General features: G+C 71.8%; 19 protein-coding genes. 9 read left to right on the top strand and 10 right to left on the bottom strand.

The genetic code is table 11. From position 1 onward, the window contains the following. Positions 1–56 precede the first annotated feature (56 nt). On the top strand, positions 57–878 hold the full coding sequence (locus ACFWFZ_RS13590; protein ID WP_387121210.1) for a phosphatase: 822 nt from the start codon (positions 57–59) through the stop codon (positions 876–878). A gap of 270 nt (positions 879–1148) precedes the next feature. Here the strand turns inward: ACFWFZ_RS13590 and ACFWFZ_RS13585 are convergent, their stop codons facing one another. The 4 genes from ACFWFZ_RS13585 to ACFWFZ_RS13570 all read right to left on the bottom strand — a co-directional run bounded on the left by ACFWFZ_RS13585 (position 1149) and on the right by ACFWFZ_RS13570 (position 5266). After that, positions 1149–1430, bottom strand: a complete 282-nt coding sequence (locus tag ACFWFZ_RS13585; RefSeq protein WP_387121207.1) for a hypothetical protein — start codon at positions 1428–1430, stop codon at positions 1149–1151. Beyond that, entirely contained in the window at positions 1430–1771 is a 342-nt protein-coding gene (locus ACFWFZ_RS13580; protein ID WP_387121338.1) for a toxin glutamine deamidase domain-containing protein, read from the bottom strand. Before ACFWFZ_RS13580 ends, ACFWFZ_RS13585 begins: the two co-directional genes overlap by 1 nt. A 55-nt stretch (positions 1772–1826) precedes the next feature. After that, complete coding sequence (locus tag ACFWFZ_RS13575; protein WP_387121204.1) at positions 1827–2609, bottom strand: RHS repeat-associated core domain-containing protein; 783 nt, start codon at positions 2607–2609, stop codon at positions 1827–1829. 212 nt (positions 2610–2821) lie between these two features. Further along, positions 2822–5266 carry a hypothetical protein gene (locus ACFWFZ_RS13570; RefSeq protein ID WP_387121201.1) on the bottom strand — a complete coding sequence of 815 codons (2445 nt, stop codon included), beginning with the start codon at positions 5264–5266 and terminating at the stop codon, positions 2822–2824. On the opposite strand from ACFWFZ_RS13570, the gene ACFWFZ_RS13565 reads away from it, so the two are divergent. Continuing rightward, positions 5259–6206 carry an FG-GAP-like repeat-containing protein gene (locus ACFWFZ_RS13565; protein ID WP_387121198.1) on the top strand — a complete coding sequence of 316 codons (948 nt, stop codon included), beginning with the start codon at positions 5259–5261 and terminating at the stop codon, positions 6204–6206. The genes ACFWFZ_RS13570 and ACFWFZ_RS13565 overlap by 8 nt on opposite strands. Before the next feature lie 54 nt (positions 6207–6260). On the opposite strand, the gene tesB is transcribed toward ACFWFZ_RS13565, so the two are convergent. From tesB to ACFWFZ_RS13550, 3 genes are all read right to left on the bottom strand, one after another. Next, entirely contained in the window at positions 6261–7136 is an 876-nt protein-coding gene (gene tesB / locus ACFWFZ_RS13560; protein ID WP_387121195.1) for an acyl-CoA thioesterase II, read from the bottom strand. A gap of 6 nt (positions 7137–7142) precedes the next feature. Next, positions 7143–8300, bottom strand: coding sequence for an acyl-CoA dehydrogenase family protein (locus ACFWFZ_RS13555; protein ID WP_387121192.1), 1158 nt, complete (start codon positions 8298–8300; stop codon positions 7143–7145). 288 nt (positions 8301–8588) lie between these two features. After that, the gene (locus tag ACFWFZ_RS13550) at positions 8589–10004 is read right to left on the bottom strand and encodes a PucR family transcriptional regulator (RefSeq protein ID WP_387121189.1); all 1416 of its coding nucleotides are present in this window, start codon (positions 10002–10004) and stop codon (positions 8589–8591) included. Positions 10005–10120: 116 nt separating this feature from the next. Between ACFWFZ_RS13550 and speB the strand changes: the two genes are divergently transcribed. The 3 genes from speB to ACFWFZ_RS13535 all read left to right on the top strand — a co-directional run bounded on the left by speB (position 10121) and on the right by ACFWFZ_RS13535 (position 16865). Continuing rightward, entirely contained in the window at positions 10121–11083 is a 963-nt protein-coding gene (gene speB / locus ACFWFZ_RS13545; protein WP_030032703.1) for an agmatinase, read from the top strand. A gap of 18 nt (positions 11084–11101) precedes the next feature. Further along, complete coding sequence (locus ACFWFZ_RS13540; RefSeq protein WP_387121186.1) at positions 11102–12787, top strand: thiamine pyrophosphate-binding protein; 1686 nt, start codon at positions 11102–11104, stop codon at positions 12785–12787. 226 nt (positions 12788–13013) lie between these two features. Beyond that, entirely contained in the window at positions 13014–16865 is a 3852-nt protein-coding gene (locus ACFWFZ_RS13535; RefSeq protein ID WP_387121183.1) for an ABC transporter ATP-binding protein, read from the top strand. 28 nt (positions 16866–16893) lie between these two features. Here ACFWFZ_RS13535 and ACFWFZ_RS13530 read toward each other — a convergent pair whose 3' ends face one another. Further along, positions 16894–17448, bottom strand: coding sequence for an EF-hand domain-containing protein (locus tag ACFWFZ_RS13530; RefSeq protein WP_387121179.1), 555 nt, complete (start codon positions 17446–17448; stop codon positions 16894–16896). A 251-nt stretch (positions 17449–17699) separates the two neighbouring features. Here ACFWFZ_RS13530 and ACFWFZ_RS13525 point away from each other — a divergent pair, with 251 nt between their 5' ends. Both ACFWFZ_RS13525 and ACFWFZ_RS13520 read left to right on the top strand, forming a co-directional pair. Beyond that, positions 17700–18101 carry a hypothetical protein gene (locus ACFWFZ_RS13525; RefSeq protein WP_387121176.1) on the top strand — a complete coding sequence of 134 codons (402 nt, stop codon included), beginning with the start codon at positions 17700–17702 and terminating at the stop codon, positions 18099–18101. Between the two features lie 84 nt (positions 18102–18185). Further along, the gene (locus ACFWFZ_RS13520; RefSeq protein WP_387121173.1) at positions 18186–19619 is read left to right on the top strand and encodes an aminopeptidase; all 1434 of its coding nucleotides are present in this window, start codon (positions 18186–18188) and stop codon (positions 19617–19619) included. Positions 19620–19695: 76 nt separating this feature from the next. Here the strand turns inward: ACFWFZ_RS13520 and ACFWFZ_RS13515 are convergent, their stop codons facing one another. Both ACFWFZ_RS13515 and ACFWFZ_RS13510 read right to left on the bottom strand, forming a co-directional pair. Further along, on the bottom strand, positions 19696–21513 hold the full coding sequence (locus ACFWFZ_RS13515) for a glycoside hydrolase family 3 N-terminal domain-containing protein (RefSeq protein ID WP_387121170.1): 1818 nt from the start codon (positions 21511–21513) through the stop codon (positions 19696–19698). Between the two features lie 411 nt (positions 21514–21924). Continuing rightward, complete coding sequence (locus ACFWFZ_RS13510; protein WP_387121167.1) at positions 21925–22824, bottom strand: LysR substrate-binding domain-containing protein; 900 nt, start codon at positions 22822–22824, stop codon at positions 21925–21927. A gap of 89 nt (positions 22825–22913) precedes the next feature. On the opposite strand from ACFWFZ_RS13510, the gene ACFWFZ_RS13505 reads away from it, so the two are divergent. Together ACFWFZ_RS13505 and ACFWFZ_RS13500 are read left to right on the top strand one after the other, a co-directional pair. Then, positions 22914–23840, top strand: a complete 927-nt coding sequence (locus tag ACFWFZ_RS13505) for an EamA family transporter (RefSeq protein ID WP_387121164.1) — start codon at positions 22914–22916, stop codon at positions 23838–23840. A 291-nt stretch (positions 23841–24131) separates the two neighbouring features. After that, positions 24132–26387 carry an ATP-dependent RecD-like DNA helicase gene (locus tag ACFWFZ_RS13500; RefSeq protein ID WP_387121161.1) on the top strand — a complete coding sequence of 752 codons (2256 nt, stop codon included), beginning with the start codon at positions 24132–24134 and terminating at the stop codon, positions 26385–26387. The last annotated feature ends 181 nt before the right edge of the window (positions 26388–26568 follow it).

The following is a 26568-nucleotide window of genomic DNA, read 5'->3' as shown; positions in this document are numbered from 1 at the left end:
CCCGGGGCGTCCGCCGACCGGAATGGACGCGCCGCCTCCGGCCCGGCGGCGGCAGAATGGCCCCCATGCCGAAGCCGATAGAGACGCCCGACCGATCTATTGAAACGCCGAGCCGCGCCGAACTCATCGACCATCTGGTCCGCACGCGGATCGCGGGGCAGGTCGCGACGCCGCGCGAGAACAACCTCTCCCATTACCGCAAGCTCGCCAACGGCGACCGGCACTACTGGCTCGGCCTGGAACTGGGCGACCGCTGGAGCGACGAGCAGGACGTGCTCGCCGTGATGGCGGAGCGCTGCGGCGTCGTGGACGACCCGGAGTTCCGCTACGGCCAGGACACCATCGACCCCGAGCTGACCGTGGCCGGCCTGGACCGGCTGGCGGCCCGGCTGCGCAAGGCGGCGGCCGACCGGCAGAGCGTGCTGCTGGCCACCGGCCACCCGGGCGGGCTGCTGGACGTCCACCGGGCGACGGCGGCGGCCCTGCGGGCGGCGGGCTGCGAGATCGTGGTGATCCCGCAGGGGCTGACGGCGGACGATGGCTCGGTGTGGCAGTTCGCGGACGTCGCGGTCCTGGAGCGGGGCGCGACCCTGTGGCACACCCATTCGCCGGCGCCGATGGCCGCGATCCTGGACGGCCTGACGGCTTCGGGCCGCCCGCAGCCGGACCTGGTCGTCGCCGACCACGGCTGGGCGGGCTGCGCGGCCCAGCGCGGCCTGGACGCGGTCGGCTACGCCGACTGCAACGACCCGGCGCTGTTCCTCGGCGAGGCCGAGGGCACCCTCCAGGTCGCCATCCCCCTGGACGACCACGTCCGCGACCCCCGCTACTACGACCCGCTGGTGGCGTACTTGCTGCAGGCGGCGGGCCTGCGCTGACGCGACGGCGGCCAGGGGAGGGCCCAGGTCAGCCCCTGCCCCCTACAGGTCGCCGCATTGGGACGCTTTGGGGCGGGCGAAAGCGTGCGAGATCGATCGCGCGCTCAGCGATCACTGATCCGAACCGCCTTCAGATCATCGGGGCATGCCGAAACCGGCCGATTTTCTTAGTCGAGCCGTGATGCGCATGCCACATCTGGCATGCGCATCACGGCAACCCCGCCGTCTACAGCGGCAGAGTTCCTTGAGGCGGCATCGAGATTTTCGCCCCTACTGCTGATCCTCGGGCGCGGCGCCCCAGAATTCTGGCTCGTCAATGCGCGCGAAGCGCACCAGGCTGCTCGACATATCCACCAGGATGGGCCAGCAATCCAGTAGCTGGTCGGAATAGTCTCTGGTTTCCATGAAGCGGACAGAGTTGTATGGGGCGACCAGAACGCCATCCTTCACTCGTGCCAGGTCCCAGAGAATCGCGAACTCCGGTTCACCTGCCACTCGACTCGCGAGGAGGAATTCTTCAGCCAATGCCCTGGCTTGCCCTTCCGAAAGCATCAATTTGTCCTTAGGGACGAGAAGCTGTCATATGGGGTCGGATTGGCCCGCCCTGTTTGTCCGTCCAGGAACGTGACCTTGCCGCCCTGGTTGATGACATTAAACACGTGACCCCCGGCCGGGTTGTGGCCCCATACTATACCGCGGGCGCCTGGCCCCGCCTTCTGGATGTCTCCCACGATGTTCGAGAAACTTCTGTTGCGAAACTTCCTGCCATAAAACTCTTCTATGGCCGTATGGGATCCGCGGCTGATGTTGGGAAGGGCGTTTGACCTGGCCCCATTTGCAAGCAATTGGTCCAGGGAGATTACGCATGCCCGGCAGTTGGTCGTTCCGCCCATCGGGTTGATCATCTCTTTAAAGGGTGTCTCCGGCGTGTAGTACGACCCGCCCAGTCTAGTCTTGCTGGGGGGCCGTGTAGGCCCCTACCCCAGCGGCCTCATCGGCGGTCGATCCCAAAGCGCCGCCGCGACCGAGAGCGGCTGCAGAGAAGGACCCGGCGAGCGCACCGACGAGAGGGGCGCTTGCGTACCAGGATGCCCTCATGCGGCACAGGGTTTCGCTATCTCCGCTGGCCATGCAAGAGTTGAACCAGTATTCGTATTCTCCTTCCCGGCTTCCCGCCGAATCCTTATTGGGGTCGAGTATGCTGCCCTGCGGCACGCCCTGAGCGGGATATCCGGAAGCTGTCTGCACATATATCGTAGGCTTCGGCTTCGGAGCCGGATTTCCCGGATGCTTGACGTAGTCTCCGCCCTTCTTCTGATCCCCTCCGCAATATATTCCGCATCCTCCGGACGGGCGGATCGAGTATCCGTTGGTGTATCGCCTTGCAGCTTCAACGACGCTCTGCGGCTTGGACTGGAAACCGCCGTCGCTGTCGCCCTCGAAGTACTTGAGGCCGTCAGGGTCGGAGTACGTGAACGGGTTGTTCGCGGCGTACGTGTAGCCGTGGAGCTGCTGCGAGTCGGTGAGGTCCATGATCGGGTCCACCGAGATGAAGCGGCCGATCAGGGGGTCGTACTCGCGGGCTCCGATGTGGGTCAGGCCGCTGTCGTTGTCCTTCGTGCCTTCGACGAAGTTCTTCTCGCCGGTCCACGTCGTCGGCTGGGTTCCGCGGGTCTCGCCGAACAGGCCCGTCTTGCGGCGGGTGACCGTCTGGGTCGCGTCGGCGGTCACCTGGGTGGTGCTGGTGTTGTGGTGGTCCGCGAAGGTGAAGGTGAGCTTGCCGCCTGTGCGGACGGCGACATCGCCGTAGTAGCGGGTGCCGGTGATCGTGCCCGACTTGTCGAGCTTCAGCTCGTTGCCGGACGGCAGGTACAGCGTGGTGCTGTCCTTCTCCTTGCGCAGGATGCGGTTGCCGGACGCGTCGTAGATGAACCCGTCGGTGGTCAGGCCCTGGACGAGGGACTTGAGGCGCGCCCCTCCGCGTCCCAGTCGAGGTACTGCGTTTCACCGGTGCCGCTTTTGCGGGTCTTGGTGTTGCCGGAGGCGTCGTAGGTGAAGGTTTCGTCGTGCGGGGCGGTGCCGGTCTGGGTGACCTTCGGCAGGTCGTGCTTTCCGGGCGTCGGGGGCGCGTACGTGCGGATCGTGTCCGCGGTCGGGCCCGAGGCGGTCTTGTGCTTGGTCTCCGTCTTGCGGTTGCCGACGGCGTCGTAGGTGTACGTGGTCCAGTACGGGTCCTCACCGCCGATGACGGAGGCAGAAGGCGTCGCCGCGCAGGTCTCGCCCTTGTTGGTCCACGCCTCGGTGACACGGCGCAGGGAGTCGAGGGTGACGCACTGGGTGTCCGTCGTCCGGGTGGTGTCCTGGCCGTAGGCCGAGGCGATCGCCGTCACGTTGCCGACGGGGTCGTTGGTGTACTTGGTCTCCTCGATCCGCTGAGGGGCCAAGGCCCGGTCGACGACGGTGCGGGTGAGGGCACCGGTGTGCTCGTCGTACTCGTTCGTCCGGTACAGGCTCTGGGCGGACGAACCGAGTTCCTGGCGGATCGTGCGGCCGTAGTGGTCGTAGGTCATCGCCCCGACGAGGTGACTGCTGCCGGCGCCCATGCTGTTAAGCAGGCCTGAGACGGTTTTGTAGGTGCTGCCGTGGGTCTCGGCCGGGAGGCCGCCCATGGCCGGGTGCCTGGTCGTGAGGACCTGGCCGGCGATGTTGTAGGTGTTCGTCCACTTGTAGGTGCCGGCCAGTGCGCCGGTGTCGGGGGTGGACGGGATGGTGACCTGGGTCGAGAGCGGCTGGTAGAGGTCGTTGTAGGCCAGGACCTCCGAGGTGTACGCCTTGCCGTCGACGTAGCGCGTGGACTGGGCGAGCTGCCCCTTGGCCACGGTGTCGTAGACAGTCGACGTCAGCTTCGTTGCGCCCTGCTTGGTGGCGACGGCGCGACCGAGGTCGTCGTAGTCGGTGTGCAGGGTGATGCCTCGGGCGTCGGTGACGCCGGTGATCCGGTCACCGCTGTCGTAGGCGGTCTTGGTGACGCCCTTGTCCGGGTCGTTCACCTCGACCTGACGGCCGCGGACGTCGTAGGTGTACGTCCACTTGGCGTTGGCCGGGTCGGTGACCTGGGCCAGCTGCCCGAGCTTGTTGTAGGTGTACAGGGTCGACTGCGAGGTGGTGCGGGCCGGGTCGGTGTACTGCTTGACCTCGACCGTGCGACCCAGCGCGTCGACGACACTGGTGGTAGTAGTCCCGCCCTGAGGCGGGCTGACCGTGGTGGTGTCGCCGGTGTAGCTGGTTGTGGTGCGCTTGGTCTCGGTACCGAACTTCTTCGCGATCACCGCTGTCGGGCGGCCGGCGCCGTCGAAGAGGGTGTCGGTCGAGGCCGGATAGTTGAGCTCCTGTCCCGTGACCAGATCGGTCGAAGGCGCGCCGTCGGCGTAGTACGTGCCGGAGGAACGCCACGCCAGGCCGCGGGTGTCGTAGAAGGTCTCCGTGACCAGACGGCCGGACAGGTCGGGCGACTGGGTCTGCGTCTGCCGCTCACGCAGCAGACCGTCCTGGATGGAGTGGGCGACGGAGTACTTGTAGTCGTGGGTCAGCGCCTTGGACGTGACCACGTTGGGACCGCTGTTGCGGACGGTGTACTCGAACACGCGGCTCGGCAGGTCCGGGTTAGCCTCCTGGGTCCAGTTCGGGACCCAGACCTTCGTCACGCGGCCCAGGGCGTCGTACGCCGTCGTGGCGACCTTCCCGTTGGGGTCGGTGACCTTGGTGGCCTGGCCGCGCAGCGGGTCAAGCTGGCTGGTGGCGGCGTGACCTAGCGCGTTGGTCGCCGTCATCGCGGTCGGGACCTCGCCGGTGGCCGGCGTGTACGCGGTGGTGGTCACCTTGCCGTAGGCGTCAGCGGCAGCCAGCGCCCGACCGTACAGGTCGTAGCAGAGCTGGTCCTTGGCCGCACCACAGGTGGACGGGACGCTCGACGCGGTGTCGTAGCCGTCGCCCTTGCCGTTGATCTTCTCGGTCTTCGTCACCAGGCCACGGCCGGGGACGGTGCCGAGCGTGCCGTTGTCGAAGTAGGTCCGGGTGTCGCTGATGACGTCGGCCGGGCCGGCGCCGGACGTGTCGCACGGAAGCGCGACGGTCTCGACACGGCTCTGCCGGTCCAGGATCCACGTGGCGGTGTTGCGCGCGTACGTGGTCCGGGTGCAGGACTCGTCGCCGGTCTTGGCCGTGTCACCGGTGCTCGACTGCCAGTCGGCCATGCCGTACTCGTCGAAGTGACGGCTGGTCTCGGTGGTTCGGGTACCACCGGTGACGGTCGTGCGGGTCGACTCCTTCTCGACGTTCGTCTTGTAGGAGGTGAGGTTGGGCAGTCCCGGGCGCAGGCGCTTGGCCACTTCGGCCGAACGCCACGGCAACTTCCTCGTCCTGTCGGCCGACGCCAAGACCACCCTGTGGAGCAGCAAGACCAGCACTCCGGGCTCGTACGCGGTGCTCCAGCCCCGCGGTGTGCTCGTCCTCTACACCCCCTCCGGGCAGGGCCTGTGGAGCAGCGGCAGCCAGAGCCGGCCGGACTACAACGGCGACGGCTACACGGACATGGCTCTGCGTGATGCCAACGGTGGTTTCTGGATCTATCCCGGTACCGGCGGCACCGGAACCAGTACCTTCGGCAGCCGCTACTTCGCCGGGAACGGCTGGTGGCGCGATCACTGGACGAACGCCTACACCACCGATTTCAACCACGACGGATACAGCGACATCGTCGGACGCAACCGCTTCGGGGACCTCTCCCTGTACCCGGGCACCGGAAGGACCGGGACCGAGACGTTCGGCAACCCCGTTCTGATCGGCACCGGATGGACCACGTACGTGGACCTGGGCTTCGGAGACATCAACGGCGACGGTCGTACCGATGTCATCGGCCGCGACAGCGGCGGCAACATGTGGGTGTATGCCCACAGCGGTGGAACCGGTACTCAAGCCCTCAATGCCCGGGTTCTGATCGGAAACGGGTGGGGGACCGCCGACTGGTCCGCCTTCCGGGTCGGTGACCTCAACAACGACAACAAGGCCGACATCCTGGGGCAGCGCACCAACGGCAGGCTGTACCTCTACCCGAACGCGAGCAGTGACGACGCCCTCCGTTTCGCCAGTCCCAGCGTAGTCGGGGAGGGCTGGTGGCCGGGTGAATGGAGTCCCTACGTCAGCGACCCCGACAACGACGGCGTGCCAGAGCAGGTCGGCGTGACCCGTACCGGAGAGCTCTACGGCTTCTTCGCCGCAGGTCGCACTTTCCTCGGTATCGGCCTGACCGGGTACGACGTCATCTTCTGACCGGCAACGAGAAGGCGGCCCGGGTGTGGTGACACCCGGGCCGCCCTTCTCACGTCAGGCGCGGGGGATGCGGACCACGCCCTCCTGGATGACCGTGATCGCCAGGTGGCCGTCCTGGGTGTAGATGCGGGCCTGGCCCAGGCCGCGGCCGCCGTGGGCGGAGGGGGACTCCTGGTCGTACAGCAGCCACTCGTCCGCGCGGAAGGGCCGGTGGAACCACATCGCGTGGTCCAGGGAGGCGCCGACCACGTCGCCCACCGCCCAGCCTCCGCGCCCGTGCGCGAGCAGGACCGCGTCGAGCAGGGTCATGTCGGAGACGTAGGTGGCCAGGCAGGTGTGCAGCAGCGGGTCGTCCGCGAGCTTGCCCTGCGTGCGGAACCAGACCTGTGAGTGCGGCTCCAGCGGTTCGCCGACCGTGCCCCAGGGCGGGGTGGTCGCGTAGCGCAGGTCCACCGCGCCGCGCGCCTCCAGCAGCCGCTCGACGGTGCCCGGGTCGCGGAAGATCTCGCGGTACGGCGGCAGCGCCTCGGCGGCCGTCGGCAGGGACTCGGGGTCCGGGGCCGCCGGCATCGGGACCTGGTGCTCCAGCCCCTCCTCGTACGTCTGGAAGGACGCGGAGAGGTGGAAGATCGGCTGCCCGTGCTGGACGGCGACCACGCGCCGGGTGGTGAAGGACCGCCCGTCGCGGATCCGGTCCACGGAGTAGACGATCGGCGCGCCGGAGTCGCCGGTGCGCAGGAAGTACGAGTGCAGCGAGTGCGGCAGACGGTCCGCGGGCACCGTGCGTCCGGCCGCGACCAGGGCCTGGGCGGCCACCTGGCCGCCGAACACGCGCGGCACCAGGGAGGTGCGGCTGGTGCCGCGGAAGATGTTCTCCTCGATCTGCTCCAGGTCGAGCAGATCGAGGAGATCCGTCAGTGCCTCGTTCAAGGGGACTTACAGACCCATCGACTTGGCGATGATCGACTTCATGATCTCGCTGGTGCCGCCGTAGATGCGGTTGACGCGGTTGTCGGCGTACAGGCGGGCGATCGGGTACTCGTTCATGTAGCCGTAGCCGCCGTGGAGCTGGAGGCAGCGGTCGATGACGCGGTGCGCGACCTCGGTGCAGAACAGCTTCGCGGAGGCGGCCTCGGCCGGGGTCAGCTCGCCGGCGTCCAGGGCCTCCAGGGCGCGGTCGGCGACGGCCTCGGCGGCGTCCACCTCGGCCTGGCAGGCGGCCAGCTCGAACTTGGTGTTCTGGAAGTGCGCGACGGGCTTGCCGAAGACGGTGCGCTCCTGCACGTACTGCTGGGCGAACCGGACGGCGGCCTTGGCCTGGGCGTACGCGCCGAAGGCGATGCCCCAGCGCTCGGAGGCCAGGTTGTGGCCGAGGTAGTAGAAGCCCTTGCCCTCCTCGCCGAGCAGGTCCTCGACCGGGACCTTCACGTCGACGAACGCCAGCTCGGCGGTGTCGGAGGTGCGCAGGCCGAGCTTGTCGAGCTTGCGGCCGATGGAGTAGCCCTCGGACTTGGTGTCCACGGCGAAGAGGGAGATGCCGAAGCGGCGGTCCTCGGCGCTGGGGGCGGAGGTGCGGGCGCAGACGATCACGCGGTCGGCGTGGACGCCGCCGGTGATGAAGGTCTTGGAGCCGTTGAGGACGTAGTGGGTGCCGTCCTCGGAGAGCTTGGCGGTGGTCTTCATGCCCGCGACGTCGGAGCCGGTGCCCGGCTCGGTCATGGCGAGGGCCCACATCTCCTCGCCGGAGACGAAGTTCGGCAGGAAGCGCTTCTTCTGCTCGTCGGTGGCGAGCATCTTGATGTAGGGCAGGGCGAGCAGCACGTGCACGCCGGAGCCGCCGAAGTTCACGCCCGCGCGGGAGGTCTCTTCGTAGAGGACGGCCTCGAACTTGTGCGTGTCCAGGCCCGCGCCGCCGAACTCCTCGGGCACGTTGATGCCGAAGACGCCCAGCTCGCCGAGCTTGTAGTAGAAGTCGCGCGGTGCCTGTCCGGCGGCGAACCACTCGTCGTAGACGGGGACGACCTCGGCCTCGATGAAGGCGCGGATGGTCTCGCGGAACGCCTCGTGGTCCTCGTTGAACACCGTACGGCGCACGGCCGGCTCCCTTCGTCGCGGCGGTCCGCCGCCTAAATTAAGCGCTTGCTCAGACTAAGTTACCGACGAGTTGGCCACGCTGTCCAGATGTGGTCGTACACGCGTACGTCACACCGGCGCCCCGAGGGCGGCTGGCCGGATAGCGGCCGGATGGCGGTCGAATCATGGCCGGATCTCGTTCAGATGCCGTCCCGAGCCCGCCCGAGCCCGCCCGAGCCCGCCCGGGCCCGCCCGAGCCCGTCTCGCGCCCGTCCGTATGCCGTCCGGATCCGGCGTCCCCCGCCCGCATCACTCCTGGCGCAGTGCGAACCACAGCTCCATCCGGACGTCCGGGTCGTCCGGGTCCTGCTCCAGCAGGACCGCGCAGCGTGCCACGCGCTGGCGCACGGTGTTGCGGTGCACCCCCAGGGCCGCCGCCGTACGGTCCCAGCTGCCGTGGTGCGCCAGCCAGGCCCGCAGGGTCTCGCGCAGCGCGGGGGAGAGCGGGCCGAGCATAGCCTCGGCGTGGGCGCGCGCCTCGGCCTCCCCGACCAGGCCCGCGAAGCCGGCGTCGGCGTGCCGGGCCAGCGGGGCGCGGGCCGCCTCCGCGCGCTGGAGGGCCCGCCCGGCCTGGGCGTCGGCCGCGGCCAGCGCGTCCGGCGCCGCGGGGGCGCTCACCCCCAGCCGCCATCCGGGCTGCGCGCCGGGCTCCCGGTCGGTCAGCAGCCGTACGACCGGCCCGCGCGGGTCCAGCAGTACGGTGCCCAGTGCGTCGGCCAGGGCCCGCGGGTCGCCGCCGCCCCGCGCGTGGACCGCGTACCAGGGCCCGGGGCGGCCCAGGGCCTCCGCCGCGGGTTCGCCGAGCAGCAGCCGGGCCAGCGCCGCGGCCTCGGTCCCGGTCGGCCGGTCGGCGGTGAGCAGGGTCAGCAGGACGGCGGCGACCGAGGCGACGGTGTGGTCGCCGGGGGCGCGGCCCGGGGTGGCGGTGCCGAGGGCGGCGCCGGGCCCCAGGGCGTACGCGGCCAGGTGCCGGCCCCCGGCCTGGTCGGTCGCGGTGGCCGGGCCCCCGGCCCGGCCGACCCGGGCCAGCAGCGCCTCCAGGGCGGCCGCCGCCCCGGCCGGCGGCGCCCCGCCCGCGGCCCGGCCGTCCGGCCACAGCGCCACGTGCCCGCCGAGGCCCGCCGCCAGCCGGGACAGCACCGCCGGGACCGGGTCCGGGCGGGCCGCGGCCGCGGCCAGGGCCTGCTGGACCTCGGTGACCCGGCGCAGCTCGCGGGTACGGGCCTCCGCCATCAGCCGGCCGACACCGCGGGCGACCGCGGTGAAGGGGGTTCCCGGCGGGACCTCCACCAGCGGCAGCCCCTCCGCCTCGCACGCCTCGGCCAGCCCGGCTGGCACCCCCTCGTGCACAGGCGTCACGCCGAAGCCGAGCGCGGCGACCCCCGCGCGGGCGAGCCGGCCCACGTACGCCGCGGCCCCGGCCTGCGACAGCTCGGCCCCGGCGGTCAGCAGCAGCTCCCCGCCGAGCAGGTAGGGCGAGGGGTCCGCCATCTCGGAGGCGTGCACGCCGTGCACCTGAGCCGTCGGCGGCCCCGCGAGGTGGCGCAGGCCCAGCGCGCGCTCGCCGAGGAGCCGGTCGAGCAGTACCGGCGGCGTGAGCGGCTCCCCGGCGGGCGGCACGAAAGCGCCGCCTCCCTGGTCGGGGTCACGGGGAAGCCCGTCCATGGATACTCCGTACACATCAGCAGGGCCAGATGGATGAAACGTACACTCCCCAGCCCCGTGCGGCGCGCTTACGCTCGAAGGACCGCACACGTCAGGCCAGAGAAAGAGGCACAGCCATGAGCACGCAGCCGCGCGGACCCGTCGACTCCTCCCGCATCCCGCGCTACGCGGGCCCGGCGACCTTCGCCCGGCTGCCCCGCCTCGACGAGGTCGGCTCCGCCGACGTCGCCGTGGTCGGCGTGCCCTTCGACTCGGGCGTCTCCTACCGCCCCGGCGCCCGCTTCGGCGGCAACGCCATCCGCGAGGCCTCCCGCCTGCTGCGCCCCTACAACCCGGCCCAGGACGCCTCCCCCTTCGCCCTCGCGCAGGTCGCGGACGCCGGTGACATCGCGGTCAACCCCTTCAACATCAACGAGGCCGTCGAGACGGTCGAGGCCGCCGCCGACGAGCTGCTCGCGGGCGGCTCCCGCCTGATGACCCTCGGCGGCGACCACACCATCGCCCTCCCGCTGCTGCGCTCCGTCGCCAAGAAGCACGGCCCGGTCGCCCTGCTGCACTTCGACGCGCACCTGGACACCTGGGACACCTACTTCGGCGCCGAGTACACCCACGGCACCCCGTTCCGCCGCGCCGTCGAGGAGGGCATCCTCGACACCGAGGCCCTCTCCCACGTCGGCACCCGCGGCCCGCTGTACGGCAAGCAGGACCTCGACGACGACGCCAAGATGGGCTTCGGCATCGTCACCTCGGCGGACGTCTACCGCCGCGGCGCCGACGAGGTCGCCGACCAGCTGCGCCAGCGCATCGGCGACCGCCCGCTGTACATCTCCATCGACATCGACGTCCTGGACCCGGCGCACGCGCCCGGCACCGGCACCCCCGAGGCCGGCGGCATGACCTCCCGCGAGCTGCTGGAGATCATCCGTGGACTGTCCTCCTGCAACCTCGTTTCCGCCGACGTGGTCGAGGTCGCCCCGGCGTACGATCACGCCGAGATCACCTCGGTCGCGGCCTCGCACACCGCGTACGAGCTCACCACGATCATGAGCCGTCAGATCGCGGCGGCGAAGGCGAAGTAAGAAGGGCACCACACCCCCGTGACGCACGACCACGACCTGGTACTCCGTCCCACCGAGGCCCAGACGGCCGCCGCCCTGGCCCCGCCGCCGGGCCGGACGGGCGGGGACCTGGTCGTGGAGACGCTGCGTTCGCTGGGCGCCACCACCGTTTTCGGACTGCCGGGGCAGCACGCCCTCGGCCTCTTCGACGCGGTGGGGCGCTCCGACCTGCGCCTGGTCACCCTCCGCGTGGAGAACAACGCCGGCTTCGCGGCCGACGCGTACGGCCGGATCACCGGCGAGGCGGCGCCCCTGCTGCTGTCCACCGGCCCCGGCGCGCTCACCGCCCTGCCGGCCCTGGCGGAGGCGGCGGCGGCCTCCGCCCCCGTCCTCGCCATCTCCTCCCAGGTCCCGGTCGCGGGCCTCGGCGGCGGCCGCCGCGGCCACCTCCACGAGCTGCGCGACCAGGCCGCGTCCTTCCGGGAGGTGGTCAAGTCCGTCCACGAGGCGCGGACCCCCTCCCAGATCCCCTCGGTGATCGCCGCAGCCTGGGAGTCCGCGCTCACGGCTCCGCACGGCCCGGTCTGGGTGGAGATCCCCGAGGACGTCCTGCGGTCGGAGACGATCGTCCCGCAGGTCACGGGCACGGACGCGACCCCGCACGAACTCGTCCCGCGGCCCGAGCTGACGGCGGTGGCGGCGCACTGGCTGTCACGTGCCTCCCGCCCGGTGATCGTCGCCGGCGGCGGGGTCGTCCGCTCCGACGCGTCCGGCAAGCTCAGGCAGCTCGCGGAGCGCCTGAACGCACCCGTGGTCACCACTTTCGGCGGCAAGGGCGCCTTCCCCTGGACGCACCCGCTGTCCCTCCAGTCCTGGCTGGAGGACCGCCACATGACGGACTTCCTCGAAGACGCCGACGTGCTCCTCGTCGTCGGCTCGGGCCTCGGGGAACTGTCGTCGAACTACCACACCTTCTTCCCCACGGGCCGGGTCGTCCAGATCGACGCGGACCTCGGCAAGCTGGAGTCCAACCACCCGGCCCTGGGCATCCACGCGGACGCCCGCCTCGCCCTCCAGGCGCTGCTGGAGACGGTGCCCGAGCGGCAGGACGACCACGCCCCCGAGCGGGTCCGCATGGTCCTGGAGGACATCGCGGCCCGCCTCGCCGACCAGGACCTGGCCCTGGAGCAGTCCCTGCTGGCCTCGATCCGGTCCGCGCTGCCGGCCCGCTCCCCGTCCTTCTGGGACATGACGATCCTGTCCTACTGGGCGTGGTCGGCCTTCGACCCCAAGCACCCCAACACGATGCACTCGGCCCAGGGCGCCGGCGGCCTCGGCTACGCCTTCCCGGCGGCCCTCGGCGCGTGCGTCGCCGAGCCCGGCACCCCGGTGCTCGCCGTCTCCGGGGACGGCGGCGCGATGTACTCGCTCGCGGAGCTGGCCACGGCCCGGCAGCACGACCTGGACGTCACCTGGCTGATCGTGGACGACGGCGGCTACGGCATCCTGCGCGAGTACATGACCGACGCCTTCGAGGGCCGCACCACGGGCACGGAACTCACCCGCCCCGACTTCGCCGCCCTGGCGGAGTCCTTCGGCGTCACGGCCGCCGCGACCACCCCGGAGTCCCTGACGGCCGACCTCAGGAAGGCCCTCGCCACCCCGGGCCCCTCGGTCCTGGTCCTTGCGGCCACCCTCAGGATGTTCGCCCCGACCCACCTCTGACCCACCTCTGACCCACCTCTGACCCACCTCTGACCCACGTCTGCCCCCCTCTGACCCACGTCCGGCCCTCCGGGCGACGGCGTGCGACCCGGGCGGCCCAACCGCGGGGCTCCCCGGGTGCGCCGGAGCCGACCTGCGTACACGTTCGAATGGTTGCGGCGGGATGAAATCCGCCGGTCGGGGCGTTCCCGCTTCCGGCAGGACAGGACCGAACGGGGAGGCCTACGTGGCGGCGGCACAGACAGCGGCGGGGGAGAAACAGGGCTGGGCCAGGAGGCTGGCCGCCTACACCTGGCGGTACAAGGCCAATGTGCTGCTCGCGCTCGGCTCCTCGCTGGCGGGCATGGCCGTCATGGCGCTCGTGCCCCTGGTCACCAAGGTGATCATCGACGACGTCATCGGGGACCGGACCAAGCCCATGGGCCCCTGGGCCGGGATGCTCATAGCCGCCGCCCTCCTCGTGTACGCCTTCACCTACATACGCCGGTACTACGGCGGACGCCTCGCCCTCGACGTGCAGCACGACCTGCGCACCGACATGTACGACACCATCTCCCGCCTCGACGGGCGGCGTCAGGACGAGCTGTCCACCGGGCAGGTCGTCGGACGCGCCACCACCGACCTCCAGCTCATCCAGGGCCTGCTCTTCATGCTCCCGATGACGATCGGGAACTTCCTGCTCTTCGGGATATCCCTGGGGATCATGCTGTGGCTGTCGCCGCTGCTGACCGTCGTCGCGCTGCTGATGGCCCCCGCGCTCTGGTTCATCGCCAAGCGCAGCCGCAAGAAGCTCTTCCCCGCCACCTGGTACGCGCAGGGCCAGGCCGCCGCCGTCGCGGGCGTCGTCGAGGGGGCCGTGACCGGCGTACGCGTCGTCAAGGGCTTCGGGCAGGAGGAGCAGGAGACCGGCAAGCTCCGCGAGGCCGGACGGAGGCTCTTCGCCGGACGGCTGCGGGCCATCCGGCTCAACTCCCGCTACACCCCCGCCCTCCAGGCCGTGCCCGCGCTCGCCCAGGTCGCCATGCTGGCGCTCGGCGGCTGGATGGCCACCGAGGGACAGGTCACGCTCGGCACCTTCGTCGCCTTCTCCACCTACCTCGCGCAGCTCGTCGGCCCCGTCCGCATGCTCGCCATGGTCCTCACCGTCGCCCAGCAGGCGCGCGCCGGCGTGGAGCGGGTCTTCGAGCTCATCGACACCGAGCCCGCCATCTTCGAGGGCGAGCTCGACCTGCCCGCCGACGCGCCCGCCACCGTCGAGTTCGAGGACGTCCACTTCGGCTACGACCCCGAGCGGCCCGTCCTCGACGGGTTCTCGCTCTCCGTGGCGGAGGGCGAGACCGTCGCCGTCGTCGGCGCCTCCGGCAGCGGGAAGTCCACCGTCTCGCTCCTGATGCCGCGCTTCTACGACGCCGACCGCGGCACCGTCCGCATCGGCGGCCACGACGTCCGCGAGCTGACCTACACGTCCCTGCGCGGCGCGATCGGCCTCGTCCCCGAGGACTCCTTCCTCTTCTCCGACACCATCCGCGCCAACATCGCCTACGGGCACCCGGGCGCCACCGACGAGCAGATCGAGGCCGCGGCCCGCGCCGCCCAGGCCGACGGGTTCGTCCGGGCCCTGCCCGCCGGGTACGACACCAAGGTCGGCGAGCAGGGGCTGACCCTCTCCGGCGGCCAGCGCCAGCGCATCGCCCTGGCCCGGGCCATCCTCACCGACCCCCGGCTGCTGCTCCTCGACGACGCCACCTCCGCCGTGGACGCCCGCGTCGAGCACGAGATCCACGAGGCCCTGCGCGCGGTCATGGCCGGCCGGACCACCGTGCTGATCGCCCACCGCCGCTCCACGCTCGCGCTGGCCGACCGGATCGCCGTACTGGACAGCGGGCGGCTCGCCGAGATCGGCACGCACGAGGAGCTTCAGAAGCGCTCGCCGCTCTACCGCAGGCTGCTGACCGATCCCGACGCGCTCGGCGCCGGCTCGCCGCGGACCCCGGACGCCCTCGCGATGGCCGAGTTCGAGAGCGACCTCGACCGCGACCTCGAACGCGACATCGAGCTTGAGGCCGAGATCGACTCCGAGCCCGTCAACGCCAAGCGCAGGGTCCCCGCCGGGATCACCCCAGAGCTGTGGCGCCGCCGCGAGGAGCCCGAGACGGCCACCGCCGGCGCCCCCGCCGCCGTCGGCGGGGCGCCCGGAGCCGGCCACTCCATGGCCGGCGCGGTCGCCGGGATGCCCGCCACCCCCGAACTGCTCGCCCAGGTGGCCGCGCTGCCGCCCGCCGACGACCGGCCCGACGTCGACGAGACCCGCGCCGCGGCAGCCGAGGAGAGCTACGGCCTGCGCCGCCTGCTCAAGGGGTTCTGGGCGCCGCTCGCCATCAGCCTCGCGCTCGTCGCCGTGGACGCGGGCGCCGGACTGCTCCTGCCGATCCTGATCCGCCACGGCATCGACCAGGGCGTGGAAGCGGCCGTGCTCGGCGCCGTCTGGGTGGCCGCGGGGCTCGCCCTCGCGGTCGTCGTCGCCCAGTGGGCCGCGCAGTTCGCCGAGACCCGCATGACGGGCCGCACCGGCGAGCGCGTCCTGTACTCGCTCCGGGTCAAGATCTTCGCCCAGCTCCAGCGGCTCGGCCTCGACTACTACGAGCGCGAGCTGACCGGCAAGATCATGACCCGGATGACCACGGACGTGGACTCGCTGTCCACGTTCCTGCAGACCGGCCTGGTCACGGCGGTCGTCTCCGTCTTCACCTTCTTCGGGATCCTGGTCGCCCTGCTCGTCCTCGACGTCGAGCTCGCGCTGATCGTCTTCGCGACCCTGCCCGTCCTGGTCGTCGGGACCATCGTGTTCCGCCGCAGGTCCGTCGCCGCCTACGAGCTCGCCCGCGACCGGGTCAGCCTGGTCAATGCCGACCTGCAGGAGTCCGTGTCCGGTCTGCGGATCGTCCAGGCCTTCCGCCGCGAGGGCTCCGGCGCCACCCGCTTCGCCGAGCGCAGCGACTCCTACCGTCAGGCCCGGGTCCGCGGCCAGTGGCTGATATCGGTCTACTTCCCGTTCGTGCAGCTGCTGTCCTCGGCCGCCGCGGCCGCCGTGCTGATCGTCGGCGCGGGCCGGGTGGAGGCCGGGACGCTCACCACCGGCGCGCTGGTCGCATACCTGCTCTACATCGACCTGTTCTTCGCCCCGGTCCAGCAGCTCTCCCAGGTCTTCGACGGCTACCAGCAGGCCACCGTCTCCCTCGGCCGCATCCAGGACCTGCTGCGCGAGCCCACCACCACCCCGCGGCCCGAGCACCCGCGCGCACTGCCCGCGCTGCGCGGGGAGATCGCCTTCGAGGACGTCCGCTTCCAGTACGGGACAGCCGCCGAGCGCGGCGAGAAGGGCGAGGCCCTGGCCGGCATCAGCCTGCGCATACCCGCCGGGCAGACCGTCGCCTTCGTCGGCGAGACCGGCGCCGGAAAGTCCACCCTGGTCAAGATGGTGGCCCGGTTCTACGACCCGACCTCCGGCCGGATCACCGCCGACGGCGCCGACCTGCGGGAGCTCGATCTGACGGCGTACCGCCACCGGCTGGGCGTCGTCCCCCAGGAGTCGTACCTCTTCCCGGGGACCGTCCGCGACGCCATCGCCTACGGGCGCCCGGACGCGAGCGACGAAGAGGTGGAGGCCGCCGCCCGCGCGGTCGGCGCCCACGCCATGATCGCCACCCTCGACGGCGGCTACCTGCACACCGTCGCCGAGCGCGGCCGCAACCTCTCCGCGGGACAGCGCCAGCTGATCGCGCTGGCCCGCGCCGAACTCGTCGACCCGGACGTGCTGCTGCTCGACGAGGCCACCGCCGCCCTCGACCTGGCCACCGAGGCCCAGGTCAACCAGGCCACGGACCGGCTCGCCGGCAAGCGCACCACGCTGGTGGTCGCGCACCGGCTGACCACCGCCGCGCGCGCCGACCGGGTCGTGGTCATGGACCGCGGCCGCGTCGTCGAGGACGGCTCCCACGACGAACTCCTGGCGCTCGGCGGCCGGTACGCCGAGCTGTGGCGCACCTTCGTCGGGGAGGACGAGCGCGCCGCGGCCTGAGCGGGCGGGCCGGCCGCGGCCCCGGGGATCAGAACTCGCCGAACAGCAGGTTCCCCGGGGCGTCCTCGTCGGTGCCGGTGTAGTACTCGCGTACCGCGCCGAGGAGTTCGTCCACCGTCAAGGTGCCGTCCCCGTCCGCGTCGATCCGGTGGAACAGCGCCTCGGTGTGGGCGGGGCTCAGGTCCGTGTCGAAGGCCTCCTGCGCCCGGTGGAACTCCTCCGGGCTGATGCGCCCGTCGCCGTCGGTGTCCACGATCGTGAGGATCGCCCGCATCATCGGACGGAACGAACGGTCGTAGGCCGGCCCGCCCTGCGCGTACAGCCGGGTCATGCCCGCCTTGTACTCCTCGGGCGTGACCTTGCCGTCCCGGTCCAGGTCCAGTTCGGTGAAGAGGTCCTGCCAGAAGTCGGCCAGCCCGCCCATCACCAGGGTGGCCTTGGGTGAGTCGGCGGGCTCGGCGAGGGCGGTCAGCAGCCGGGAGCCGAGCGCGATGATGTCGTCGGCGTCGATCACCCCGCTGCGGTCGGCGTCCAGATGCGTGAAGGCGCGCTCCAGCTTGCGGTCGAGCAGGTCGTTCGTCATGTGGGTGCCTTTCACGGCTACGTCCGCCTCTGCCTCTGCGGATGCGTTGTGCGGGCTTGTCGTCACCTAGCGTAATGTCCCGGTGGATCGTGAACTCCCGCGGTCCCGACGGGGAGTTGTGGATGCACCCGTACGAGGGAGGGGCGGCCCGCGGTGGGACGGGCCCGGTCCTTGGCGACGGCAACCTTTCGCGGCCTCCAGGCGTCGTACGTGCGTGCGCACACCGTGCGCATGACCGATCGGGGGGTTGGATGGTGAACTGGCAGAGCGGGCACGGCCGTCGGGCCGCGTCGCTGGGAGCGCTCACAGCGGCCCTGTGGCTGTGTGTCGGCGGGCTGTTCGCCGGGCCGCCCGTCCAGGCCGCGAGCGGCGGGTGTGCGGGGCGGCTCGCGCGCACGGTGGCCTTCGGTGAGGGTGAGCTGCGCGTCTTCAAGAGCCGCAACCGGGCCTGCGCGGTGGCCGTGGCCCGCACGCCCGGCGAGCGCCGGCGGATGGCGGTGAGCATCCAGCCGCGCGGCGGGGCGCCGGTGCGCGACGCGGGGCGATTCACCCGGTATGCCGGGCCCGTCAGCGTAGGGGCGATCAGTCGCTGTGTGTATGTAAAGGGGGGCGTGGGAGCCGGTTCGGCCGACTCCGGCTGGATCCTGTGTTGAGGGACAGTCCCAACTGGGTCTGTTCAGTGGCGTGTTGGCCCGGCTAGGTTCACGGCGACCGAAGTGAACTCAAGGGGAGGGCGAATGCGCAAGACGCTCGGATGGCTGCTGTCGCTCGTGGTGCTCATCGGCACCATGGGTGCGGCGGGCTCCACGGCACACGCGGCCACCGCCGCGGAGCCGGCGGCCGCCGCGGACATCAAGGACCAGATCCTCGGCATTCCCGGGATGAGCCTGATCGAGGAGAAGCCGTACCCCGGCTACCGATTCTTCGTGCTGAACTACGAGCAGCCGGTCGACCACCGGCAGCCGTGGAAGGGCACCTTCAAGCAGCGCCTGACCCTGTTGCACAAGGACGTCTCCCGGCCGTCGGTGTTCTTCACCTCCGGCTACAACGTCAACACCAACCCGCGCCGCAGTGAGCCGACGACCATCATCGACGGCAACCAGGTGTCCATGGAGTATCGATTCTTCACGCCCTCCCGGCCCGACGCGGCCAACTGGGCCAACCTGGACATCTGGCAGGCCGCCAGTGACCAGCACCGCATCTTCACCGCCCTGAAGAAGATCTACAAGAAGAACTGGCTGGCCACCGGCGGCAGCAAGGGCGGCATGACGGCGACGTACTACGAGCGCTTCTACCCGCGCGACATGGACGGCGTCGTCGCCTACGTCGCGCCCAACGACGTCGTCAACAAGGAGGACTCGGCCTACGACCGGTTCTTCGCCAAGGTCGGCACCAAGGAGTGCCGCGACAGGCTGAACGCGGTGCAGCGCGAGGCACTGGTGCGCCGTGAGCCGCTGGAGGCCAGGTACGCGACGGCCGCCGCCGAGAACGGCTGGACCTTCACCACCATCGGCAACCTCGACAAGGCCTACGAGGCCGTCGTCCTCGACTACGTGTGGGCCTTCTGGCAGTACAGCCTGCTGGCCGACTGCGCCTCGATCCCGGCCGCCGCCACCGCCACCGACCAGGAGATCTGGGACTCGATCGACGCGATCTCCGGTTTCTCCGCCTACACCGACCAGGGCCTGGAGACGTACACGCCGTACTACTACCAGGCGGGCACCCAGCTCGGCTCCCCGGACATCAAGCAGCCGCACCTGGGCAACCTCAGCCGCTACGGCTACCAGCCGCCGCGCAACTTCGTGCCCCGCGACATCCCCATGACCTTCCAGCCGGGAGCCATGGCCGACATCGACAGGTGGGTGCGCGACCACGCCGACCGGATGCTGTTCGTGTACGGGCAGAACGACCCGTGGGGCGCCGAGCCGTTCCGCATCGGCTACGGCGCACGCGACAGCCACGTGATGATCGCGCCGGGCGCCAACCACGGGGCGAACGTCGCCAAGCTCCTCGACGGCGAGAAGGCCCTCGCGACCGCCAAGATCCTCCAGTGGGCCGGGGTGGCTCCGGCCGCCGCGCTCGCCGACGCGGGCCGGGCGGCCCCGCTGGCGGCCCCGGACGCCGAGCTCGACCGGCGCGACCTGGAGCGCGAGCCGCAGCTGCGCCCGTAAGGGCCTCACGGCTGGAAGGGACGAGGGCGCGTCCGCACCCGTGCGGGCGCGCCCTCCGCCGTCCGCGCGGCCGGGTTCACGCGTCGAGGGAGAGCCCGTGCCCCAGCGGGTAGCGGCCTGGGACCGGGACGGGCAGACGGCCCGCGGGCCGCGCCGCCCCGGTCAGGACCCGGGCCGCCGCCTGCATCTCCGCGTCCCCCCACGAGTACGTCGCGAGTTCCGCCGCGCACGCCGGCAGCCGGGCCGGGTCGTACGGGTTGCGCAGCGCCACCAGGACCACCGGGACACCGGTGGCGACCAGGTCCCCCACCAGGGTGCGCTGCGGGCCGTCCCCCTCCGGGACGTTGTACGTGCACACCAGCACCGCCGCGTGACCGGCCGCCGCGGCCGCCGCGCGCACGGGCGCCACCGCCGTGGCCCGGCAGCCCAGCACGGTCAGCTCCCGGGCCAGGACGACGGTGGGCGGTCCGGTGGTGCCGCTGGGGGAGACCGGGTCGGCCCCGGTGACCAGCAGCCGCGGTGCGGCCTTGGCGTCGAACGGCACCAGGGCGCCGGGGTTCGCCAGCAGGGTCGTGGTGGCGGCCGCGATCCGGTCGGCGGCGTCGAGGTGCTCGCGTACACCCACACCCGCGTCCACCGCCGCGGCGGAGGGGTACGCCTCGTCGAACAGCCCCCGGCGGGACTTCAGTTCCAGGATCCGCAGCACCGACTCGTCGATCCGGTCCTCCGCCAGCTCGCCCGACTCGACGGCCGCCAGCACGCTGCGGTGGGCGAGCGGCAGGTCCGGCGGGTTCAGCAGCTGGTCGCAGCCCGCCAGGAGGGCCAGTACGGGCACGCGGTCGTCGCCGTACTTCTGGCGGACGCCGGCCATGTCCAGGGCGTCGGTGACCACCACCCCCTGGAAGCCGAGGCGTTCGCGCAGGATGCCGGTCACGATCGGCCGGGAGAGGGTCGCCGGGTCCCCCGAGGGATCCAGCGCGGGGAAGACGATGTGCGCCGTCATGATCGCGTCCACGCCGGCCTCCACCGCCGCCCGGAAGGGCGGCTCGTCCAGCTCCTCCCACTCTGCGCGGGTGTGCCGCATGACCGGCAGGCCGACGTGGCTGTCGGTCTCGGTGTCCCCGTGACCGGGGAAGTGCTTGGCGGTGGCGGCCACCCCGGCGCCCTGGTAGCCGCGTACCTGGGCGGCGACCAGCTCCGCGACGGCGCGCGGGTCGGAGCCGAAGGAGCGGACGCCGATGACCGGATTGGCCGGGTTGACGTTGACGTCGGCGACGGGGGCGTAGTCCTGCCGGATGCCCATGGCGGCCAGCTCGGAGCCCGCGATCCGGGCCGCGCGCCGGGCGTCGGCGGCGGAACCGGAGGCGCCGAGCGCCATCGCCCCCGGGAAGAGCGTCGCGGGTTTGCCGATGCGGGCCACGGCGCCGTGCTCCTGGTCGGTCGAGAGCAGCAGCGGGATCCGGGCGCCGGAGGTGAGGGCCGCCTGCTGGAGGCCGGTCGACAGCGCGGCGATCTGGTGCGGGGTACGGGTGTTGTGGGCCCAGGCGAAGTAGACGATCCCGCCGAGGTGATAGCGGGAGACCAGCTCGGCGGCGGTGCGCACGCCGAAGAGGGCCTGGTTCTGCTCGGCGTCCGCCGGGTCGGGTGCGGAAGCGGAGTGCCCGTACGCCCGGGAGACGAAGAGCTGCCCGACCTTCTCGGCGAGGCTCATCCGGTCCACGGCGCGCCGGAGGCCTGCCCGGTCGGGTCGGCGGCCCGCGGGCTCCTCGGGGTTGAGGGAGTCGACGGCGGCGGTGCGGGCGGTGCCCGAGGTGGCGGCGACCGCCCCCGCGGCCGTGGCGGCGGCCGCGGCGGCCGCGGCGAGCAGGGTCCGGCGGGAGGCGTGGTTCGGCACGCGCCGGACCCTACCGGTGCCGTCCGGACGCCGCCGGGCGTGTCGGGGCGTGTCGCCGCCGCCGGGGGCCGGCGGGCGGTAGGCGGCGGCTGCCGGGCGGGCCTGCGGGCCGGGGCTACCGGCCGGGCCTGCGGTGGCCGGGGCCCGCCGAGCTGGGCCTGTCGGCCGGCGCGGGGACGGTCGGGGCCGGCCGCGCGCCGGGGTGTCTCCTCGGGCGCCGAACGTGGCGGGGTGGTGCGCCGCGCGGGGTGGTTGCGTTCGGCGCCCTGCGGGGACACCCCGGCACACACCCGGCCCCGTCGGCGGCCGTGCCCGGGGAGGGGCGGGGATCCCGGATGGGCCCGGCCCCGTCGGGTCGTGGCCCCGGGGACCGGTTGGCGTGCCGGGTGCGGCCCGGCCCCGTCGGCCGGCTTACTGCGCGGGCCAGTGGTCCTGGAGGGTGCGGACCGTTTCGGTGATGGCCGGACGGCGGGCGGCTCCGGTGCGCCACAGGGCGTACAGCCGGCGGACCGGGCCCGGTTCCAGCGGTACGGCCACGGCCCCCGGCGGCAGCTCGCCGGTGCCCAGCCGGGGGACGACCGCCACCCCGAGTCCGGCCGCGACCAGGGCGACGATCGTGTGGTTCTCCTCCGCGACGTGCGCGATGTCGGGCTCGAAGCCCGCGGCGCGCAGCGTCCGCATCAGCCAGTCGTGGCAGACCCGGCCCGGCGGCTGGCACACCCAGCGCTGGCCGCCGAGGTCCGGGCGCCGGACGGCCCCGCGGGCGGTGAAGGGGTGGCCGGCCGGTACCACCAGGTCGCAGAGGTCGTCCCCGATGAGGGCCTGTTCCACCCCCTCAGGTGCGGGCAGCGGGGCGATGTCCCAGTCGTGCGCCACCGCCAGGTCGGTGACGCCGCGGGCCACCAGGTCCACGGACAGGTGCGGGTCGACCTCGGTGAGGCGTACGTCCAGGGCCGGGTGCCGGTGGGCCAGGTCGGCCAGCACCCCCGGCAGCAGCCCGCGTGCGGCCGAGGCGAACGCGGCGACCGTGAGCAGCCCGCTCGGCTGCCCGCGGCGTTCCTCCAGGGTGGTCTCGGCGCGTTCCACGATCGCCAGCAACTCCTGGGCGGTGTCGGCGAGATGGCGGGCCTCCTCGGTGAGGGCGACCCCGCGCCCGCGCCGCTCCAGCAGGGTGGTGCGGGTCTCCCGTTCCAGCTTGGCGATCTGCTGCGAGACCGCGGAGGGGGTGTAGCCGAGGGCGGCCGCCGCAGCCGCGACCGAGCCGTGGACGGATACGGCGTGCAGGGCGCGCAGCCTGGCGAGATCGAGCATGCCTCCATCCTATTCATAAGCAGCGCTTCATCCATCGACGAAGAGATTCGTGCTGGTGCTACATGGTTCGTCGAGGTGATGCTCGGTGCATGCGTCCCGTACACACCGCACTCGCCGTGCTCGTCGCCGCCGTCTGGGGCATCAACTTCGTGGTGATCGAGATCGGACTCGGCCACTTCCCGCCCCTGCTGCTGTCCGCGCTCCGCTTCCTCGTCGCCGCCCTGCCCGCCGTGTTCTTCGTCGGGTGGCCCAAGGTCGCCTGGAAGTGGATCGCGGGGGTCGGGATCGCCCTCGGCATCGCCAAGTTCGGCCTGCTCTTCACCGGTATGGACGCGGGCATGCCGGCCGGGCTGTCCTCGCTCGTCCTCCAGATCCAGGCCGTCTTCACCGCCGTACTCGCCGCCGTCCTGCTCCGCGAGCGGCCGGGCCGGGTACGGGTGGCCGGCATGGCCGTGGCGCTGGCCGGGATCGCTGTCGCCGCCGCGGACGGGGGCACTTCCGGGCCGGTGCTCGGCTTCACCCTGGTCGTGGCGGCCGCCGCCTGCTGGGGCGTGTCCAACGTCCTGACCCGCAAGGCCTCCCCGCCGGACGCGCTGAACTTCATGGTGTGGGTGTGCACGGTCCCCGTGCTGCCGCTGCTCGGGCTCTCGCTGCTCCTGGAGGGCCCGGAACGGGACCTGGCCGCGCTGCGGGCCCTGGACTGGTCGGGGGCCGGCGTCATCGCGTACGTCGCCTGGGTCTCGACCGTCTTCGGCTTCGGGGCCTGGGGATATCTGCTGCGCCGCTACCCGGCCTCGTCGGTGGCCCCGTTCAGCCTGCTGGTGCCGGTCTTCGGGATGACCTCGGCGGCCCTGGTGCTGGGAGAGCAGGTGTCGGGCCTGCGCTGGGTTGCGGCGGTGCTGCTGGTGGGCGGGGTGGCGCTGACGTCGCTGGACCCCGCGCGGCCCCGGGCCCGTACTGCGGCCGTCGGCGCGGGGAGTCGTCCCGCAGAGGCGGGCGCCGGTCCTGCCCGATGAGGCCCTGCAACGAAAACTCGCTGGTGCCTGAAACGCTGCTTCTGTGCCGATTCACCGCCACATCGGGTAGGCGCTGGGTAACGGAAACGTAAATCTGCCGCTCCGGATGCAACCGTCCCGGGGTGCCGCGGGTCGTATGGTGCGTCGGCACTTCCGGGGAGGGATCCGGGGGGATCGGGAAGTCCGACGAGGGAGGGGTAACCGTGAGGGGGTCCGGCCGTGAGGCGGGACCCCCTTCGCGCTGTCCACAGGCCTGACGGGATGTCGGCGCCGCCCGGTAGCTTTCGGGTCATGGCAACGGACGGGGCACCTGCGGCGGTGCAACTGGCGGTGGTCGAGGGTGTGCTCGAACGCATCACCTACGCCAACGAGGACAGCGGCTACACGGTCGCCCGCGTCGACACCGGCCGCGGCAGCGGCGACCTGCTCACCGTGGTCGGCTCGCTGCTCGGGGCGCAGCCCGGCGAATCGCTGCGCATGGAGGGCCGCTGGGGCTCCCACCCGCAGTACGGGCGGCAGTTCAGCGTGGAGAACTACCGCACCGTCCTGCCCGCCACCATCCAGGGCATCCGGCGCTACCTCGGCTCCGGCCTGATCAAGGGCATCGGCCCGAAGATCGCCGACCGGATCGTGGAGCACTTCGGCACCGACACGCTCGACGTGATCGAGGCCGAGCCGAAGCGGCTGATCGAGGTGCCCGGGCTCGGCCCCAAGCGGACCAAGCTGATCGGGGCGGCCTGGGAGGAGCAGAAGGCCATCAAGGAGGTCATGGTCTTCCTCCAGGGCGTCGGCGTCTCCACCTCCATCGCGGTGCGCATCTACAAGAAGTACGCCGACGCCTCCATCTCCGTCGTCAAGAACCAGCCCTACCGGCTCGCCGCCGACGTGTGGGGCATCGGCTTCCTCACCGCCGACCGCATCGCGCAGGCCGTCGGGATCCCGCACGACAGCCCCGAGCGGGTCAAGGCCGGGCTGCAGTACGCCCTGTCCCAGTCCACCGACCAGGGCCACTGCTTCCTGCCCGAGGAGAAGCTCATCGCCGACGGCGTCAAGCTGCTCCAGGTCGACACCGGGCTGGTGATCGAGTGCCTGGCCGAGCTGGCCGCCGACCCGGAAGGCGTCGTAAGGGAGTCCGTGCCCGATCCGCAGGGCGGGCCCGATCCGCTGACCGCCGTGTACCTGGTGCCCTTCCACCGGGCCGAGCTGTCCCTGGTCGGGCAGGTGCGCCGACTGCTGAACGCCGAGGACGACCGGCTGCCGTCCTTCCAGGACGTGGACTGGGACAAGGCCCTCGGCTGGCTCGCCGGGCGCACGGGGGCCGCGCTCGCCCCCGAGCAGCGGGACGCGGTCAGACTGGCGCTGACCCGCCGGGTGGCCGTCCTCACGGGCGGCCCCGGCTGCGGCAAGTCCTTCACGGTGCGCTCCATCGTGGAGTTGGCCCGGGCCAAGAAGGCCAAGGTGGTACTGGCCGCGCCCACCGGCCGGGCGGCGAAGCGGCTCTCGGAGCTCACCGGGGCCGAGGCCTCCACGGTGCACCGGCTGCTGGAGCTCAAACCGGGCGGGGAGGCGGCGTACGACCGGGACCGGCCGCTGGACGCCGACCTGGTCGTGGTCGACGAGGCCTCGATGCTGGATCTGCTGCTGGCCAACAAGCTGGTCAAGGCCGTGGCGCCGGGTGCCCACCTGCTGCTCGTGGGAGACGTGGACCAGCTGCCGTCGGTCGGTGCCGGGGAGGTGCTGCGGGACCTGCTCGCGGAGGGCGGCCCGGTGCCCGCGGTGCGCCTCACCCGGATCTTCCGGCAGGCCCAGCAGTCCGGGGTGGTCACCAACGCGCACCGGATCAACACCGGTGTCCAGCCCATCACCGACGGGCTGCCGGACTTCTTCCTCTTCCCCGAGGAGGACACCGAGGCGGCGGGCGTGCTGGCCGTGGACGTGGCGGCCCGCAGGATCCCGGCCCGGTTCGGCCTCGACCCGAGGCGGGACGTCCAGGTGCTCGCCCCCATGCACCGCGGCCCGGCGGGCGCGGGCAACCTCAACGGGCTGCTCCAGCAGGCGATGACCCCGGCCCGGCCGAACCTGCCGGAGAAGCGGTTCGGCGGCCGGGTCTTCCGGGTGGGCGACAAGGTCACCCAGATCCGCAACAACTACGACAAGGGTGTGAGCGGCGTCTTCAACGGCACCGTCGGCGTGGTCATCGGCCTGGACGCGGTCGAACAGCGCCTGACGGTGCGGACGGAGGAGGACGAGGAGGTCAGCTACGAGTTCTCCGAGCTCGACGAGCTGGCCCACGCCTACGCCGTCACCATCCACCGCTCCCAGGGGAGTGAATATCCCGCCGTGGTGATCCCGGTCACCACCGGCGCCTGGATGATGCTCCAGCGCAATCTGCTCTACACGGCGGTGACCAGGGCGAAGAAACTGGTCGTCCTCGTCGGGTCACGGAAAGCCCTCGCCCAGGCGGTGCGTACCGTTTCCGCAGGCAGAAGGTACACGGCGGTCGCGGCACGGCTGTCCGGACGGATACCGGTGGGAAACATCACCTAGATGATCGATCATTTGGGGTTCCCGCCGCCCGGCGGAGGGGGCAGGATGAGCAGGTTGGCGGCACTCAGTGCCGTCAACAGGACCGAAGGCCGACCCCGAGTGCACTCTTCTGCGCCAAATGGGGGAAGGTAGAGGCAGTCAGGGCACCTCGAAGAAGAGGCACTACGTCGGTGAGGGATGA

The sequence above is a fragment of the Streptomyces sp. NPDC060232 genome (assembly GCF_042726555.1).
Classification (GTDB): domain Bacteria; phylum Actinomycetota; class Actinomycetes; order Streptomycetales; family Streptomycetaceae; genus Streptomyces.
This window is presented reverse-complemented; position numbering and strand designations above follow the sequence as displayed.